General features: G+C 63.9%; 1 protein-coding gene. It reads right to left on the bottom strand.

Annotated features, from left to right (window positions below; all coding sequences use genetic code 11):
* Positions 1–155 precede the first annotated feature (155 nt).
* Positions 156–19,985 (bottom strand): alanine racemase, encoded by a 19,830-nt coding sequence (locus ACWEO2_RS42000; protein WP_452410484.1) that lies wholly within the window; start codon positions 19,983–19,985, stop codon positions 156–158.
* Positions 19,986–20,227: the final 242 nt, after the last annotated feature.

The following is a 20,227-nucleotide window of genomic DNA, read 5'->3' as shown; positions in this document are numbered from 1 at the left end:
CCGATCACCGGTCAGCGTCGCCACGGCGAACATGATGCACGACCTGCCCCGCTCCGCGGGGCCAATCGGTCAACACCATTAGGAGACACGACCTAATCGGCCGATTGTCGGGAGCGGGACGGTTCGGCTCGGGTGGCGGCGTCATCCGTCCGGTGTCAGCGTCTGCCGCCTGTACGAGAGTTTTGTTCGGTGCGCGGTGTATACGTGACCGGCTGGGGCGGGCTCCACGGCGTCGCCCGCCGGTCGGTGCTCCCCTCGAGGTCACGGCTCGACGAGGTCCGCGGCGTAGCGATCTGCGAAGTTCGAACGATCGTTCTATCAGAATCACCGGCGTCCTCGCCGAGGCGGGGTGCGGTTGCCGCACGGCTCGTTGGCGTCTTGCCAGTGAACGACGCGTGGAATTGCTCATCGAAGAGGCGGTTGCGTTCGAGTGGTTCCCCGAGGGGGTTCGGTGCCCAGGGTGTGATCGGCCTGCCGCCGCCGGTGGCAGGGTTCGGCTCAGGTGGAGGCGGCTGGGTGGTGTCAGTACCGCTCGTCGGTATGGAGTCTCGTACGGTCCATGGTGTGTGTATGGCGGGTGTGTCGGACCTGTCCGCGTCCTCGGTGGTGTGTATGCCATGAGAATCGGCGGTGTTCTCGATGGGGGTGTTTGTGGCTTTCGCAGTTGACCGGGCGGTTCGGTCCGGGCCTGGGTTGTATGTGTTGTGGTTGCCGGGCGGATTTTTTCCCCACGACCATGAGTCTTGCGCTCTGCGCCAACCTTCGGCTTGGCCGAGCTCGATGGGGTACAGGCTGTGGAGTTGGTCTTCGATGCCCCTTGTAGTGTCGGGGAGTTCGGGGTGGTACGCGTTGTTGGGATGAGCCTGCGCCCGAGTGCCATCGGGTGTTCGCACCTCGCCGGCTGTGCTGTGGATGTGTGGGGTATCGGATGGACCTGATGGCGGGATGTCGGTGTCGACCCCGGTGCCCTCGCTGAACCGACCCGCGACCGGCAAAGCCCCGTCCTGTGGGATGGTCGGGATCGGATCCGGGCCATCGTCGCCAGAGGTAGAGGACGCAGCTTCGGCGTGATCACCCGGTACGGGAATGACGCCCAATACATTGTTCTCGCGATACTCATAACTCCCATCAGGGAGCTGGTAGATGAAGCCGGCCTCGCCGCACCACCACGCAGGGCCCTCGGCGGTATCGAGCAGGATCCAATCCGGTCGCCTGAAGGTCTCGAATTCGATAGTGCTGAGCGGAATCTGGATGGTGCGGTTTTCAGGCTCGAGGACCTGCATGTCGAAGCGTTCGGTGAGGTATGCGAGGGTGCCATCGTTCTGGATTTCATCGACGTACTCCGCGAAAGTCGGTATCGGATTATTCTGATGGTGCGCCATTCTGACGCTGAGGGCGTAGCCTGATGGCCGAAAAAATCCAATGAGATGCTCAATATTCTCGCGGGTGGCAAATGTGAACAGAGAATCGATCAGTGGGTCAAGTGCAAACTCCGGTGCGACGTTCGGCGCGATATTCACCTCGAGAATGCACAGAGTATTTCCGGTGTGGCTATAAGTATCGTGATATGGGCCTTCCGCACCCGCGGTCTCGTGTCCAGCGCTCAGGCTGTTCGGATCGCCATCCCAGTCGATCCTATTCGTCGAGAGGGTGCCCAACAACTGGCCGCTGAGGTCAACCAAACATAGCTGACCAGCGGCGAACGTCTCCATTCGCTCACGCATCGACCCCGGTCGGGCCGACATCCACCGCGCCGTTTTCGCTTCGAATGCGTGAATGGCGGTCGCATCTGGGTCGTTTCTGCAGAAATCTTCCCAAGTAGTCACGCGAAGTATTCCGCGAGCAACGTCGTTGAGTGCCCCGCCGAGTACTTCACTGTCTTCGGCACTCGCGTGCAGATCCGACTCCGCTACAGCTTGCTGGCTGACAGCCGACGTTTCAACGGACTCTGTGGTCCTCGCAGGGATCAGGTCTGGTTCTACCTTCGTTGGTTCGCTTCCCGCCAACTTGACCCATCGCTTTGCAGCACGCGCGGCCCTTCGACGTCCCTCTGGCCCCTTGAGCGCAGCATGTTGTAAACGACGGTGGACGGCGAGTCGACCCAGGCCGGTTTGCAACACGTCGCCAGCCATTCTTGCGGCGTGGTCCTGACTCTCATGCCCACGCTCTGCGGTCACTAGCGATGCATACCCCCAGAGTGTTTCTGGGAAGAGCTCCGAAAGTGCCTCGCACAGGACCTCGACCTGGTCGCGGTCTATACCGAACAGCACATTCACACCGCCATCAGCCAACAGCAGCCCCGCCTTATGTAGAACCCTGGTCAACTGATCGCGGGCCGCAGCTCCAGTGCTATTCGCCCGCTGTGCTGCGACGATCAGATCGCGGAGGCGATTCCGTTTGATTTCATGTGCTCTGCCGTGGTCGCGTATGAAATCTGGATTGGCCACCGCTGCAGCATGTTTCAGGCCTGGGTCGACGAACAGTACCCGAGGTGTGAGACCTTGCGGCATGGAGGCGAGGCCGTGAACGATCTGTTTGACTTCTGTGAGGAGATATTCGGCGACATCGTTGCCGACGTCATAGACAAAGCTCAGTGTCTTTTCGCCTTTGCTGCCCGTCATGTCGAGTCGCTTGCTCTCGAAAAGGACAGCGTCCTGCCGCCGTTGTGCTTCTTCCTGTCGGTGTGGTGCTTCTTCCTGCCGCTGGCTGGCTTTTTCCCGCAGAACGGAACCGATGTAGAGGCCTGCGCCGATCCCAGCAGCGCCGATGGGGACCAAGGACTCTAGGGCGTGATTGTGTGATACCTCCACAAAGCCGGCCACAAAGGTACCCAGCGCCGCCGCGAAGCCAATGGCGGCGTCTTTCCCGCCGGTTGCTAGGGCGAATGAATCCCCCGGGAAATTCTCCTTTAGATAGGTGAAAATCCGGGCGGTGATAATCGTGGACAATACTCCCAACCCCGCTTGTGCTGCCGCCATTGCCCAGATGTTGTCCCACGCCGAAGCGACCGCGGTCAACCCGGCAGAACCTACGAGGGTAGCCGAAGCGAGATGCCGGAATTCGAGCTCCTCGATCCAGTTTTTCATCCATGCCGGCGCAAGCATGCTCCCCACTCCGCCCGCCGCGAACGCTGCGGTCGCGGCCCCTTGGATCGCCGGAGACTGGCCACTGTCGCGTACCACGTTCGAGAAGTGGAACATCAGATCGGCAAGGGCGAGATTGCTGAGAGAGACAGGAATAATGAATCGTCTGAAGGATTTGTCCGCGCCTAGTTCGCGGACGGCTTGACGCATACTACGCACACTGTCCGCGCCTAGTGCGCGGACGAGTTCGCGGACGGCTTGATGCATACTACGCAAGAAGCCTCGAGATGCTTCGGGCGTGTGCGCCGAATGGTCTTTCGGCAAAAACCGCAGCACCCCGAACGCTGCCATCCACATGGCGGCATCGAAGGCCTGTGGGAGATAACCCGCCTGCCCTGCAAGAAAAGGTCCGAGGAACCCGCCGGCCAGGGCTCCAATGGGCAACGCCAACAACCCACCGACAATGGACTCCTCGCCGGGCCTTAAAGCATGCCCAAGATCTCTTTGAACAGCATTGATAAAGTATGTGGCGAAAAAGGCTTCTGCGCCCGTTGCCAGCGGGAGCGCGATACCCAGACTGAGTCCATTGCCGGCAAGAAGAGCGGCGGCAGCTGCCAAAGACGCGGCCGAGCCGCCTGCTGTCGACCACCTCATAACCTCTCGCGGATCCCGCTTCATAATTCCGGCACGTATCGCAGCAAGCTGCGCGAGGCCAATGGGGGCCAGTGCGATGCCTGCCTCCACAGGGTTGTTTGTCGCGCTCACCATGCCACGCTGTGCGGTATTGGTGCCGAAAGCATTCAATACATCGCCCAAATACGTTGGCCAGACTTCCTCGCGGCTCAACACTTCACGCTTGGTAGGCTGGCCCATCCCAGGTGACCTGACCGTCGGCCAGTCGCCCCCCGCGGCTGGGATAAAGAGATGTCCGCCCCCAGGTAGTTTGGCCCATCGCGGGTTCGGCCGCGCGGTGTTGCTGTCCGATCGATTGCCCCCTCGCCTGCCAGGTATGACGCTTGACCCGTCGTTGTTTGCTGATCGCCTCAGCAATCTCATCCCGCGCCTGGGTAGGGCACCGGAGGTATCTGGGGGGCGGACGAAACCTTCTGGGACCGCATGGTCTTGGAATGCTTCGCGGCGGGATTCAATTGTTTGGGTGGTGCCGTGGCGGGTGAGCGTGATGCCGTGGACGGTTTTGGTGTCGAATGGGGGGTTGTTCGGGTTGAATGGTTGGTCGGGGATGTTTTTGTGGAGGGCGCGGAGCCACATGGTTGTGCCGTCGTGGTAAGCGAGGAACACGTGGCCCTTTTTTTCGCCCGTTGGTGCGATGTTGACCAGGATTCCGGCGATCCCGTCGCTGGAGGCGATGCTGAGTTGGGTAAGTGCGTCCGCGAGGCCGTGGTATCCGCCGCGGTACTCTTCGTGTTGGCCGCCCGCATACCAGGAGATAGCGGCACGAGGGTAATAGCCGGCCTCTTTTGCTTCGGCGATTGCGGCTGCGTCGGGTACTTTGACGTCGAATACCGGAGTGCCGTCAGGGGTTCGTAGGTCCGCGGCTGTGCGCAGGGCATATTCGGCGCATTCTGCGTCGACCTGGCCTGTGGCCGGGGTATCGAGCTCGACCTGGTTGTCGTCGGTGGGCCGTGCCGCGGCCACCGATGCCTCGTCCCGTGACGTGGTCGGGTCAGGCTCCGGATCGTCGTCGGCCGCCGAAGGCGGATCTATTGTGGGTCGCGACGGCTGCGGCCCCGAATTGGGCTCGGAGGTGGCGGCTTCGTCAGGTGGGCTCGATACGGTCTCTACGTGAATACCAGGGCCGAGGGCTGGTCCTTGGGCGAACCCGGCCTCCACCCAGTCGGCTACCGTGGGTTCACCCCGCTCGGCCGCACCGAGCAGGACGACCTCGGTGTTCGCACCGATCACCGAGTCGGAGCCCAAGTCGACCAGGATGTGGTGTCGTTCGGCGAGACCGACCTTCGGGTACCGTTTGCCTTTGATCGACACCTCGAACGGCATGTTCGGGTTGGGCAGTGGAAGATCGGCGTATCCCACCGGGATCAGTGCGAGGGTGGTGTCACGCTCGGCGGTCCAGCGGTGGTGCAGCCCGGCACCGTCGCCGGCGCGGACCTGCATCGTGCCAGCGACTCGAGTGCGGATGTGCAGTACATCTTGTAGTTCTGGGTCAGGTCGGAAGTCCCAATCCTGCCCAAACAGTGTTGTCCCCATCCGAACCATCGCCATGAGTCGGTCCGCTGGCACATCTGTCGCCACACTGGCCCACAGGTGCAGCACGCTCGGGTGCAGACCAGCCTCTGCCAGGATGTCGACTGCGTGCACGAAGCGCTGGTAGTGCCTGTCCCATTTGGTTTCGTCGAGATCCGCGTGAGACATGAAACCTTCGAGCACGATCCGGCCGCTCTCGACCTCCTCGAGGAGGAGGGGAATCAGTTGGGCGAGCTCCTCCGGCGACAGCCCTTCGCGATTCAACCCAGTGTTGACCGCGAGATGTACCGTCGCAGGCTCCCCGACCAGCTCGGCTGCCGCGGCCACCGCGCGCAGTACCGCAGCAGACGAAACACCCACCGCTACATTCGATCTGATCGCTGACTCGAAATCCGAGCGGGGGTTGGTCTGCCACGCCAGCAGCGGGACGCCGATGCCCGAGGCGCGCAGTTTGACCAACTCGTCGATCTGCGCCGCTCCGATCGCATCGATGCCGGCGGCCTCCGCCGCATGCGCAATGAATTCGGCATCGAAGCCGTACGCATTTGCCTTCACCACCAGCATGATCCGAGGTGGGGTCAGAGTGGTGCCGTGGATCTCGTTGTATTCCTCGATCTCATCGGTGAATCGGCGGCGGGACACCGTCAGGTTGTTCGCGAGCGCGTCGGTGTAGAGCATGGCCGATGCCGAGGCGATGCGTGGGTCCACCGAGCTACGCCTGTACATGGGGTCCATGACGAGGTCGGTCCCGTCGTGCAGCACCACCCGGGTTCGGCCGGGCGGCGCGCTCGAGAACTGGTCCACCGGCACGTCCAACGCGATGGACCACTGCTGCAGGGTGGGTTCGCCGTCGATGCCGGGTCCGGCGAGCAGGACGATGTCGCCCTCCGAAACGTGTACTCCGGCAGGCACTTCGACGGGGAACTGGTCCATCGACACCGGACCGGCGATCGGGCATCGCACGCCGTTGATCAGCACCCACAGGCCCTGGTCCCACCCGCCCAGATCATGGGGCACACCGTCCAGGTAGCCCAGCCCGACCCACGCGATCTGCCGTTCGCGACCTGCCGGCACACCCAGGTAACCGGTGCCTTCATCGGCGGGCACCGTCTGGACGAACGAGACGCGCGCCCAGCGTGTGATGGAGGGTTGCAGTGCCAGGTTCTGCGACTCGCCGGGAAGGTATCCGTACAAGGGTGCGCCCAAGCGGACAGCGGGGGAGCGACATAATTCCGGTCGCGCTGCGAGCGCATCACCTGCGACGTGGTAGGGGCCGCCGTCCAGGGCCAACTGGTGCATCAGGTGGACTTGCTGGTCGTTCATCGGGTGCCACGGGTCATCGTCGTGAGCCAGCTCGGTGAAGCAATGGACATCTACGATCACGTCGGAGTATTCGCTCAAGTGTTCAATCAACTCGAGACGTTGACTAGGCGAAATGCCACCCGCGTGTTTGCCGGTGTCGAATTCGACGGCGATCTTGGCGGTGGTGGCGAGTACTCGCGCGGTGCGCGCAACCGTGTGTAGCTGCTCGATCGAGGACACTGTGAGAGTGATGTCGGCGTTGATCGCGGCCGCAGCGGCCTCGGCGTCGATCGCCGAACCGGGCGAGATGATCGGCATCGTCTCGCCGGCGGCCCGCAGTTGCAGCCCGGTGCGGAGCGATGCGTGCAGGGCCTCGACCCCTCCCTCCCGCATCGCGCGCGCAGTCTCGACTGGCGCGATGTCCCACACCGTGCCGATCACGCGCGCTGGGGTGGCCTTGCCGACCAGTGTGCTGTTGTGCCGAATGGCGCTCGTACGGAAACTCAACACCGATTGCGGTCGGGCCTGATGCTGGCTGCTGACCGGCAAACGGTCGTTGGCCAAACGCGAGATCTGCTCCTCGAACTGTGCCGCGAGCTGGTCGTCGTACTCGGCCAAGGCTGCCAGCCGGTCCGAGAAATTGGGGTCGGTGGGCCGCATGCCTATGTCCGCAGCCAATGCGACGAGCTTTCGACCCAACGTCGACGCGTGGTCGCTGAGCTCGCGGCCCTCGGCATCCGCCAGTTTCTTGACCACCAACCCCAGCTGGCCGAATCGGCGCGCCCACCATGGTCGGGGTGACGGCTCATAGCGCTCCAGGATCTCTTCCAGCACTCCTTTCACCGCAGGCAATACATCGTCTTGATGCGTGCGAGGGGAGAGCCGCAGCGAGTAGGAGCCCCACAGGGTTCGGTGGCCGTAGGCGACCACACCGGCCTTGACAGGGTGTACTTCAACTAAAATCTGGACCAGTTCGCCACGTGCAGTCCGGCACTTGAACGTTCTCTGGCCATTCCAGCTAATTCGCCCATCGGTGATGAGGTCGAGATCAGCATTAATCAGGCTTTTCAGTTCGCTATTGGACAGATCGGGAGAGGTGGCGGGCCGCGCCCCGGCACGGAACTCGCCGACATTGCGTACCTCGAGGAACTCGGGTTCGTCGAAGAGCGATGATTCGAAGGTGGAGTACTCAGGTAGGAATATCGATACCCAATGGGCGGCACGCTCGGCCAGCAGGGGGTCTCGGGCGGCAAGCAATGCCGTCCAGCTCGCGGCCTCCTCCTCCGATAACGCCTGCTCCGTACGTGCAATGGTCTTTTGCAGGTCCTCGGTTAAGACCGGCACCAGATCCGACTGTGCTGCCGCTACGGCCCGCTCCAGCCTGCCGACGACGACTGACATTTGGGAGAACAGACCGGCGATGCCCTCGGTCAACTGGACCGCTCGTCTGCCGATCAGGTCGAGTTGAATCGACGCTTGGGTACGGTGCCATATACGGCCCAACGCGTCCGCGACCGCCTGCGCCACATGTGCCTCGTCGAGGCGAGAATCGACGACGATGTCGTAGCGGTCATCGCGGTGGGAATAGAAGAAATCTGTGGCTCCACCCCACCGTGTGTGTCCTATCCAGACTGCCACCTCGACGCGGGCGCCCTGTTCGTCGACGAAGGTGAATCGCGCATTGCGCGGCTCCCACCGTACGTGTTCACGGGTGATGAAGGCGAGGTCTGCCTCGATGTGGCGGAGCAATTCCGGGAAGCCAATGGTCGATCCCGGCGGGCGTGACTTGACCCAATCGTCGCGTCTGAGAAGCCCGGAGAAGGGGGCGTCTAGACGGCCTTCTCTGCGCAACTGCTCGAATTCGGCGGCTTTCGATTCGAGGAACGCCTGGTCGAATCCTGCGTCGGATCCAGATGCCCACTCCGGCATCAACTTCCGGAACCGCTGCGCTGTGTGGCTCCCCCGATCCCACGCTGCCAACTGCGCCATCCGCGTATCGAAGCCCGGGTCGCCTGGGCGTAGCTGCAGGTCCGCGGCCAGCTCGTCCAAGGCCCTGCGCAGTTCGGACCCATGGGCTGCACCATCCCGTTCCGCCACCCCCACGAGGCATCGCAATTCGGCGAACCTGCCCATCAACTCCGCAGTTACGATGGCCCGGGTCCCATCGATGCGGAACTCCGGCTCCTCAGCGCGATCCTCAACATAGTGCTGTTGTTGGGCCCGAAGGACTTCCAGCCTCCGCGCAATCCCGCGCATCGCCGCCACATCCGATGCGCGAGTGTCGACATCCAACTCGTAATCGCGTGCGTCTCGACGACCAAAATTGTCGACTGTCCCAACAAAGAGCGGTCGTGTCACAACTGCGAGGTCCGGGTCTGAATGTGGTCGCAACTCGACCATGACAACCGCGCCGTCGGTACTGCGAATCAGGAAGCGTTTGCGGTCGCGATCCCACTCGATGTGAGTGCCGAGCAAGTCCCCATTGGATTCAATGAGATCATGCAGGCGATTGGTCTGGACGACCTCGTCGGTGGCGGTGGACGTCTGTTTGGAATGTGGGTCGTAGGGTTCGGAGACGATGTGGCGTCGGAATCCCTCCGACAATGTTTTTCTCTGTCCAGAACTCGAATTACGTGATTCCGAGGGGGTGAATCTATCGATTCCTTCGCCGTTGCAGAACCGTTTGAGTGCGGCGATAGCGATAGCGCGCGGAATGTCATTGTCGATACAGATGTTAACGATATCCTGAGCGGAAGGTCTTTTGCGCTCCGACTCGATGTTATCAACGATATTCTTTGTCAAGTGTCGTCCCGCGAACTCCTTTTGGGTGGCTCCTTGGTAGTTGCGGGTTGCGGTGAGCCATTTGTTGGCTGCGTGTTCGTCGGATTTGTCGAATTGGTCGGGGCGTGGGGCGTATAGGAGATCGGGGTCGAATTGGGCGATGCCCCAACCGTTGCAGAGCACCTGAAGCGCCGTGCGCGCGATCTCGTTTGAAATCCCATTTAATCTGCAAAGTTGTGAAATTGCTCTCGCCAAGAATATTTGACTAGACCTAGAGCCTAGATCGGCCTTCGGTCCCCGGATTTCTCTCTGGCGCAGGACGTCTCGAATCTGCACAGTGGCCATACCGACGCTGGCGGGATCGATGCCACGCCGTGCAAGCTCCGTCAAAAACTCCGCATACAATTCCTCGCTGGAAGGGGGCTCTTCGCGTATGGAATCAGTTTCGTGTTCTTCTGCAGGGGTGGTGTGTTGATCGTGCTGTGGCTCGCCCTGTGTACCCGGGACGGCGTCGAGGAGCGCGGAGATTGCGTTCGTACCCAGGTTGCCAAGCCCCTCGGGGGTGGGTTTGCCCACGCCCGGCGGGAACTCAGTCGGTCGGCCGTCAGCCAGCCACTTGAGGTACCTCCGATGTATAGGTTCGATCTGAGTCCAGGCGGCGCGCAAATCTATGGGTGACAGGCTTAGCCATTGGGCAACCTTGACCCGGTCAAAGCCTGCGTATCTGGCGATGCCAGCCCGGATTTTCCGTAGCTCGCCAGGCACCGAGGTCGATTTCCACACATCGGGGCCGTCGGCGACGGTGTCCGCCGCCGGATGCGACGGATCTCTGGGGTTGGCATCTCTTCTGTGTTCGGCGTTGCCCGGGCGAGGGGGTTGCTGGGTGGTCGATTCCGGGTGCGAGGTGGGTGATTGCTCCGCGCTCCGGGTGTCCTCGACTTCTGGCCGAAGCTGCCCTGAGTGTTCCGGCCTATCGGGCACTTTGCCTGCCCGGTCGTCGTCTTGGTCGGGTGGGGTGCCGATGTTGTGGCGACGGGAGGGGTCATGGACTTCGGGGTCGGAGGAGTGGCCGTAGATATCGATGAGCATGGGGTCGGCTGGGTCGGACTTCGCAGTCGAATCATCGCGATTGTCGGTTAGTGCGGTGTCCTCGCTCGAGGAGTTATCGGTCCACGGTGTTCTCCCCGGACGAAATGCCTCCAGCTCATCAGGGTGGTCGACGGCACGAGTGGGTGGGGGCTCGGGTCCGTCGGTCGGCGACTCGTTGATGCGGGCCGACGTCCCAGAAGCCAGCTGGGGTCTGATCTGGGATGTGGGTAGTGGGCGGTCCACGGGTATGCCGTTGTTGACGAGGATCGCGAGTCGGAGGATGCCGGGGGTATGTCCGGTGGAGTCGGCGTCGGGGTGGCCGGGTTCGCCGGGGTTCGGTGGCCGCCATCGGCCGGTTTCGGGGTCGGCCACTACGATCTGGTCGTCTCTTAGTGCGACGACGTAGAGCACATTACGGACTCGATCCTCGGCCTCGTGCGTGACACCCTGGGCGCGTCGGCCGCTGTCGAAGATCTCGCCTAGGGTGCCAGGTTCGTATCCGTATCCGTCTGCGGTGTAGGTGATGTCTCCGACTAAGGCGGACCCACCCGGGCCGAGTGCGCGCAACTCGTTGATCAAAGCGGGGTGGCCGGTCGCGGCATCGACGCGATGGGTGACTGCGCCTGCGGCAGATGCCAGTTCCGTGAAGCTGGCGTCTGCACCTACTTCGGCCGGCTTGAAAACGTCTTTGCCGTAGAGATCCCGGAATGCTCCCGCCGCCGTCGCGGTGCCGGAGGAGAAGCGGAAATCCTCGGCCTTCGGCGGCGGCGCGGGGAGATGAACCGGAGTCCCGGGCTTGATTTGAGCGTAGACCTGCTTCGTGTAGGCGCGCTCGATCGATCTCGTGTGCCCATCCCCATCTGCTTCTCGAGCAGCTGCCGCCTGTTCAACCTTGGCCGCGTGCCGATTGGCGGCGTCGACCAGTTGATGGCACACCCACGCGGGGCCGCCGAATCCGCCACCGTGGATGTCGGTTGCCGCGAATCCTTCGGCCAGGGCCTCGTGAGGGTTCAGACACACCACGCTTACGGTGTCGGTGTCGAGGTCGACTGAGATGATCTCGCCGGTGCTGAGCCCCACGACCACAGAATCGTCGGAGCGGTCGAGGATCGTACCTGTGACCAGGTCGTCCTCGGCGGCGATAGTGCCGGGCAGACCGACGCTGACCATCGGGACGCCGAGCCAGATGCGAACCTGCCAGCCCGTGCTGAGGTCGATGGTGACGGCATTCTCGTCGCGGCGGGTGATTTCGCCCGCTTCTTCTGGGCGGAGACCGTACCTGGGCAGTCGGCTCACCCACGTCGCGAACGGCTCGTCCACGAGGCCGGCCTCGACCAGCATGCGCCACGCCGTGTACAGCACCTTGGGCAGTTCGACCGCGAGGTCTCGGCCGAGAATCCGCTCGACACAGTCCACCATCGCGTGGACGTATTCGTGCACGAAATCGGCGAAATAGATATCCTCGGGTGAGGCCGCGAGCTTGCCGCTCTGATACGACAGTTTGCTATCTAGCCGCCCCTTGTGCGGGTCCGCCGCCCGGATGATGTTGCCGCGGATATGTCGGTGGTAGGGATCGAACCACGCTGCCGTGGTCGGCAAATCGGGACTAAAACCTAGGTTCTCGACATCAGTGACGTATCCATTGGCCCGCGCCCATCGCATCGCACGAACCAGGCCGCGGACGGCCGTCGCTGACGTCTCGGGATAATCCGTGCCTACCAAGGTGATTTTTTTCGGGTACTGCCGCTTGAATTCGTCGATCAACAACGTTTTCTCGCGGGCTTCAGCCGTGCTGCCTGCTCGTGCGTCTCGCTCGGCTGGCGTCAGGGCGGCGTGTTGTTCCAGTTTCGCGAAAGCGCCCATGATCATGTCGAATACGCCGTGGGCGTTCGCGACCGCGAAGTCCGCCTGGAGTTCCGCGCTCTGCTCCCACAACATCATGACCTCGGCGCGAGGGATGGGGTGGTCGAGCCAGCGCGGGCCGCTCGGCGTCGCCTCGATAAACTGCTTGCTGTACTCGTTCTGTATCCCGATCACGGCGAAGAACATGCCGAGTCGTCGGCCCGCCACCGAGTCGGCGGCGGGCGGGTAGGGTGCGACGTCGCGGTAGATCTGGCCTCCGTGCAGGGCCACGTTGCCCCAGGGGGACCCCATCGCGATCTCGAGTTTCGCCCTCACTCGTTGGGATGCGTCCGGGTGCGGCGTCACCTGAAACCGGCTTCCATCCGGGAACTGGGCATCGACCTGCGTCTTAACCCATTGGGCCGGCTCCCATGAGGTCGGCTCGCCGGAGGTGACGGCTGCTCGCACCTGGCCGGCGAAATCGTCGTGCGTGTCGACTCTCTGCGCAGTGCCGGTGGCACGCAACACCTCGTCGACCTGTGCCCACTTTGCATTCAGCTGCAATGCCACCGCATCCGCGTGTGCTCCGGCAGCGATGGCTCTCTCGATGTATCGACGCTCGGCTGGTGTCACGGGACCGTCGTGGCGACGCTCGCCGGTGCCGAGGCAGATCCGGCCGACAACGCGGCGGCGGACTTCGACGTCGGTGTGGAGCTGCGTGGGTTGCTGCGTGTTCAGGCGGTCCAACAGGTTCGACTCGTCGAGCCGGACCAACATCATCCACCGGCTGCACTGGTGGATGTCCGCGAGTTGGTCCAGCGTGAACCCCGCGTCCAGCTCGTCGGTCAGGTGCCGACGCTCCTGCTCCCCGAACGGTCCGTCGCGAAGCGGGTATTGCGGGCCGTGGACGGGGGTCGGCAACTCTAGATCGGCCACCTCGAGGCCCAAGGCATCGGCGATGGTCTGCCAGTAGGCGGGGCGTGGAATGACCGCACCATCACGCCATTCGGCCACCGTTCGCTCCGAAATTCGTAGGCGCAAGCCACGTCGTCGCGCGCATCGGTTGAATTCCTTGGCCAATGCGCGCTCGTCATACTGCGGTTCTTGCCTGGTGTACTCCAAGGCTTTCTGCAGCGCGGTCGTTCCCATTTGGAGGCTAGCGCTACGCAGTGCCTCATCGACCGCCGCGAGGATGCGCGCGTCGAGATGGTCGGTCGGGTCGGCCCAGCCGATGCGGAATTTGTGTTCGAGAGCGGTAGTGCGCGCGAGCGCTCCGAGCAACGCATCGACGGTATCCCAAACCCCGTTCAGGATCCGAGCCACCTTGTCGCGCAGCGCGTCCAGGTCCGAGGCCGATATGTTGTTGCGTTCTGCCCAGTCCTGGAGATCCCATTCGGTGAGGGTCATTTCGGGGATTCGCGCTGACCCCCCCTCTCCTCGGGGGATGTCGCTTTCGTCTTGGTAAGGCTGTCCCGCCGCGTCCGCAGGCAGGTCCGCCGAATCGCCGCGGTGGTATTCGACTCGTTCGTGGGGGTCGTGGGACGACCATCCTTCGAGCGGCTCGTCGTGGTCGCGTCGTTGGAGTTCCCGCAGCCATCGATCGTGCCAGCGCGTGCGGTCTTCGGTGATCGCGTTGGAGGCGACCAGCTCCGTGTACACCTCGTCGAGCACATCCGACAGGTTCGCCCGGACGTGGTCCTCGCCGTAGTACTCCAGTGCCTGGTTGTATTCGTGGACCGCCCATGCGTGTTCGAGGGTCGCCTTGTGGATGATCCATTGGGGCGAGATCTCGGGCGCGCCGTTGATGTCGACGTCGGTGAAGGCAATGGCTACGGTCTCGTCGGCGAGCAGGCGCGGCAGGCCGGGATCCGGGTCGAAACAATCGGTCGGCAGCCACTGCCGCAGCCACTCGAACAAGTTCTCGGGTATGTCCTCGCCGCGGTCGAGCAGGTCCGTGTGATGGTCTGCGAGGATGTCGAGCAGATTCTCACTGACGTAGTACCCGCCGTAGATGTTGGCGAGGTGGGCGAACTCGTGGCGGGCGGTGTCGTTGGCGGGCCTGCCGGTCCCGCGCGGCTGCCTGCCCGCACGATGGCTCAGCGCCTGCGCCTCCCGCATCAGCGCCCGTTGTATCGGGAACAACGGCGACAGCTCCCGGTCGGCTAGGTTACCGGGCAGGCGGCGGGCGTGGTCGAGTACCGACGCCCGGTCGAGTCGCTTGGCCTCGTAGTCGACGCACTCGGCGGGCACGCCCCGTCGCAACCAGTCTCCGAGAGACGTGGTGCCCGGGTCCAGGCGCCCGGAGTCGACGAGGTCCCGATAGTAGTCCTCCCAGATCCGGTCCAGATTCTCTTGGACACGCGGTCCGGCGGGGTCTGCCACCGCCGGGTCGGCGAGGAACTCGCGCAGCGCGCGGTGCACCGCCCACAGCGGCGACGGTTCGGCCGCAGTGGGATTCGCGGGCCGCTGCCACGGTTGGCTCACCACCACCGTAGGAATCAGTTGTGGCTCTCCCTGCTCGTCGGTGGTGAAGCATTGGGCGGGCAGGCCCCGTCGCAACCAGTTTTCGTATGTCGCCGTCTCGGAGTTCAGCGCCGCACGCTCGAAGGCTGCCAGGTCGGTTCGTGCCTGCTCGAGATACTCGGTCCCGTTCTCGGTCAGCGAGCGAGTGTCGGGATCGAACAGGGGGGCGCCGAACCTTCGCTCGTGGCCTCGGAACACTTCGTAGAACCGCCGCACGGGCATGCCGAGGCGCTGGGCGGCCCGCGTGAAGTCGAGTTCCTCGGCGAACGCGATGTACACGCGCAGCGCCCGGTAACGGTCGACCAATGTGTTGTAGTGCTCCCGAAGGATCGGGTCCAGGTTTTCCCGGACGAAATAGCCGGCCGGATCGGCGACAGGGTTGTCCGGGTTCCGCTCGCTGCCGTGGTAATAGTCGGCTCGCACCGCGCGTTCGAAGCGGTTCGGGTCGTCCGTCGTGGGCAGCCAGAAGCTGTTGAAGAAAGCAGACATCCGGTTCTGACCCGTCATCTGGTTCTTCTCCGCCATGGCCGCACCGTATGGGTTATCGTCCTCGGCCAGGATCCGCCAGTCCGGGCGTTTCTGGCTCCTCAGGTTGAGGATCCGCAGCGCTCGCACCGGCAAGAAGGGGAACAGGGTGAGCATCCGGTCGGCGCCGGCGAGCCAATCGGCCAGCATCTGCTCCGGCATCCGAAGCAGATTCCACCCATCGACCATGGCCTTGGTCAGACCCTTGTGGCCATGCTTGCGCAGGAAATCTTCGACCAGCTCATCTCTACGGCTGTTCGCCGAGCCGAGGACGTCTCGTGCCGCCGCGGCGGTCTGGCGCTGGTTGGCCGCCCTCTTGGCGGCGTTCTCCCGAAGACGGCGCGTGGTGGTGGGCCTGAGGCTTCGGATCACATCGCGTTCGCTCGGTTCCGGGCGCGTGGTTTCGCGGGACGGGGCATCCGACGGCGGCGCGGCGGACCGAGGGTAGCCCTTGTGCGGCGGGCGCTCCAATGCCCGCCGGATGTACCACTGCGGTGTGCCACGACCGGCGGTCGTGTCGGCGTACGCGGCGGGGACGGCTTCCTGCGGATCCAGGTAGCCGTCCACGAAACAGCTCGCGGGCAGCCTCGCCACCCACTCCCCGAAACTCACTGACACATTGCCGTGGCCGAGTTCCTTGTCGAAACCGGCATGCAGAACCCACAGGAGATTCCGGGCGACGAAACTGCCCTGAGAGCGGTTCAGATCCTGGGCCTTGGCGCGTGACTCCACAACCGCGGCCGACAGCCCGTAGCCCGGCGATCGGTCCGCGTTGTCGGATTCCCTGGACTTCGGAGTCTCGGCGAGGTGAATTACGGCATCGGCGCGTACCCCGCGATAGGGACCTCGATGGCCGTCCCTCCAGCCGAGATGGAGATGACGATCGTCGTCCAGCGGCAGCGTGCTGGTGACGAAGGTCGTCCTCCGCAGGCCCGCCTCCCGTGCCGCCGTGTTGAACGGGTCAGGCCGACCGGCGGTATCGCCACCGGTCAACGATACGACGACCGTACGGTGATGGTCACCGCGCAGGCGCGCGGCCAGGTCCCGACCGGAGCTACCCGCGAAATCCGACGGCGACACCACCGCGGCCACCGTTGCCCCCTCCGCGCCCAGTCGCGCCGCGATGGTGGCCGCGACTGCTTCGGGCCGGCCACGCCCGCCCGGCATCAACGGTACGACCTGGACCCCGGCCGCGGTCAACGCCGCCGCCAGCTCGGGATAACGGAGCACGTCCAGTACACAGTGGGTGATGACTTCGGCCAGCCGTGCGGCTTCGCTCGCGAGAAATGCTGCAGCCTGGGTGTTGGCCGGGTCGGCCACCAGCAATAGCGCCTTGGTCGGCTCGACGGTGACGGAGTCATCCGGCCGCTGCTCCCGCACCGCCGCAGTCAGCTTTCGCCACGCCGTTTTCCTCGCCAGCCGCATGTTCTGGTTCAGTAGCAGCCGCACCAACTGGATATCGCCTGGAAGCGCAAGCAGTCCGGACTCGGCAGGTGGAGCGGCATCAGGGGACACCGCCAGGCCGATACGTTCGTTGCCGAACGGCTCGTCATCCCACTCGACATTCTCGGTTCTCGGGCCCAGGAACTCGATCGGCAGCCCATTCTCGTCGATCAGAAGCGCTTCGACCTGTTTGTCCCTGAGTTGTTCGAGAAATTCAATGGCATCGGCCCCGATCAGGATCTGTTCGTCGTACCCAGTCCCGTCCGGTCGCATCACCGAGTGGTGCACAGTCGGTTGGCTGTCTTTGCGGGTAAGAGTGATCGCGTGCTTGAACCGAAGCCGCTCCCCGGCGGCATCATCGCTCACCTCATGCGCCGCGCTGTCCTCCTGGTAGGTGATCAGTGCATGTCTGGGATTCACACCGGGTTTGTGTTCGCTCGCCTGGACCCAGAACTCGAAATCGGCGAGGTCGCCGGCCTGCCATTGACCGTGCGCGTACTGTGCCAACTCTCGGCGGCCGAGGCCGTTCGCCACGACGATGTCGACGATCTCGTCGCCCTCCAGGTCGCCGAAAATATCGTACGGCGTCTGCACCGGCGTCGATCCGCCGTAGCGGGCCTGAATGTAGGCCAACTCGCTGAGACCGCAGATAGCAAAAACCCTCCGCGCTCTTTCGTGTTCCTGGCTCGAGGTAGAGGTCGACGCTGGCTCGGCGTAGGACACAGACCCGCCGTAGGCGTCGGGAGAGTTCCCAGATGAGGCCTGTGGTGTGAGCGGAGACTGCGGATCCGCTGGGTGAGGCGTGACCCGCGGTGCAGCGGCGTTCCCGGGTGTGACGGGAGCGTGGGGTGCCTGATGGTTCGGGGTTTGTGGACTGGTCGCGGTGTGGTTGGCGGTGGGTGCGTTCGTTGCTACTGGTGCGCTGGTTGGGGTCGGGGTGGTGGGAGTTTGTGGCGTCGTGGACGGTGTATGCGTCGGTATCGACGCGGCTGGACTCGAGTGGCGTCCGCTAGCTGCGGGATCCTGATCGGCTGTGTGCTGCCGCCCCGCCGCTGGTTCCGCATCGCGCCGCGCTACGACGGCTTGATCGCCGAACCGCTGCGGCTGAGCCGAATCGCGGACGTCGATGTCAGTCGGCGAATGCGGAATTGTATGGAGAGCAATGGGTTTCGGCGCCGCCGCGGCCGCGTACTGTTGTTGGTCGTGGTGCGACCCGGCGGCCTGTTCGTCTGGTGGCGGTTGGGCCGGCGCGCCGAGGCGTTTGAGGCCGTACGGTTGCTTGCCGGGGGCGTGATTCTGCTCGCCGGAGCGGGGGACATGGTGGACGGAGACGTGGGAGTGTGGGTCGGGTGCGAGTGCGGTGGTGCCGCCGAAGCGGGCGGATCCCGGGACGCCGCCGCGGGCGGCGCGGCGGCGCAACTGCTCGAACGCCACGTCGTCGGGGCGGGCGGTGCCGTGCAGTGCGAGGCCTCCGGTTTCCCAGGTGTCTTGCGACACGTGTCGGTCGAAGCCTCGACCGACTGCGAAGTTGCCGATGACCATCTTCTGGTGTTTGCCGGCGAGTTCGGTCATGTGGGCGTGGAAACTGCCGGTGGCGTTCAGTCGCCACTGCTCCTGCGCGTCGATGTACATGAACGGGATACCGGCTTTTTCGGCCATCGCGACCAGCTGCTCGACCTCGCCATTGCGGACAGCGCCCACGATTACCGGGCGACCGGCCTGGTAGTCGGCCAACGCCGCGTCGAAAACCTGCTGCAGATTCGCCGCAGGAGTCTCGGCGGATTCGTGATCGTCGAGTTGGACCAGCACGTCTTCGTAGTAGTCCGGGGCTTCGAAAACCTCACCCCAACCCAACTGTTCCAGCCGCTCGGACGGGACATGGCTCAACGTTCCGGACGCGCCCGACACCACGTCGAATCGGCCGGATTCCCGGCTGAAATACTCTTTCGAGTTGATCTGCTGCGACTTGTCGTGCTCGGCGCGGATACGCATGCTGGGATCCGACTTCTGCGCGATCGCCTCCAAAGCCTGATGGATGCCATTCTCGACACGGCTCAATGTCGCACCGCGCTGGGCGTTTTCGGGTGCCTGCCCTTCGGCTTGCTTCGGGTCGGGCTGGTTCATATGGACTGCTTCCGCACCCGATGAACCGGCATTGCCTTCGGGCTCATGGGTGGTGCGGCTGATCAACACGACCTGCGGATCCTCGCCACCGGAGTTGAACCACGTGTCCTTCTCCGGGTAGTCGAAGTGCGCGGTCGCCGCGTTGTTCAGCCGGTGCAATTCCTCCTCGGTCGGTGCTCGCCCCAATGTGGCGTGCATTTTCGACAATCCCACCGGATTCAGCCGCGCCCCACCATGCTCACCTGCTTCGGCAGGCACCGCGCTCAACGGCCGAAAATCCGCCTCTTTCAGGACTCCGTTTGCCAGCGCCCCGTCCAGGAAGTCACGTGCCTTGATCACTTTGTCGGCTTCAGGACCCGGGAGATCATGGTCATCGCCGTCGACGATCGCGTACGTCTTGCCGTTCTCGTGCGTCAGCCCCAGCACCTCGCACGCCTCATCGGCCAGCAATGCCCGCGCCGGTACGATATTGCCGCGCTGATCACCGTGCACCAGCTCGCCATCGGTGCCGAAAAACACTGTCGGACCGTCCAACTCGGCATATTCGGCGTCCGGGTTCAGCCGCGCCGTCTTGAACCCGTACTTCCCGAACGCCTTGACGAATCCCTCCATATCCCGGTCGGCGAGATACTCATGGCTGGACAACTGCACGACCGAACCATGTTTCAACGCCATGAACGCGGCCGCCTCCCGGAACGGCAACGTCTTGCCGCCTCCGGCCCGCAAATTGACGAACCCGCCGTCACTCATGTGCAATGCCATCATCAACTGATTCGGGCGAATCACCTGACCACTCTCGCGGCGCAGCACCTCCAAGAACGCGCCGATCTGCTCGTCCGCACCGAGCGCACCCTGCAACCGCGCCTCGAGGTCCCGGTGCGACATCGAATCCCACTGCGGCAGATCAGCATCCGGCTCGGGAGGCCACGGCCGCTGCTGCCACCAGGTCGGCGGTGGCGCCTCGTCTGGGAGATGCTCGACACCCAGCCGCGACAGATACCCCTCCCACAACGTTCGCCCCCGGACCTCCACATCCGGTGCGATATCCACCGCCAGCAACTCCACGTGCGCGGCGACCGCATCCGCCAACCGCTCCGCCCGCTCCGCCTCCCGCTCCCACGCGCGCTCCGCCGCCGCCACCCGGGCATCCGCCTCGGCTATAGCCTCCGGTCGCCCCGTCTCGTGCAGCCGCTCCGCCCGATCCAGCGCCTGGGCCAATTCCCCCGCTGCCGCCGCGGATCGCCCCAACGCGCGCTCTGTCGCGCGCAATTCGACCTTCGCCCGTAATTCCC

Source organism: Nocardia sp. NPDC004278, from assembly GCF_053602975.1.
Note: the sequence above shows the minus strand (reverse complement) of the source record. Positions and strands in the feature narration are given on the sequence as shown.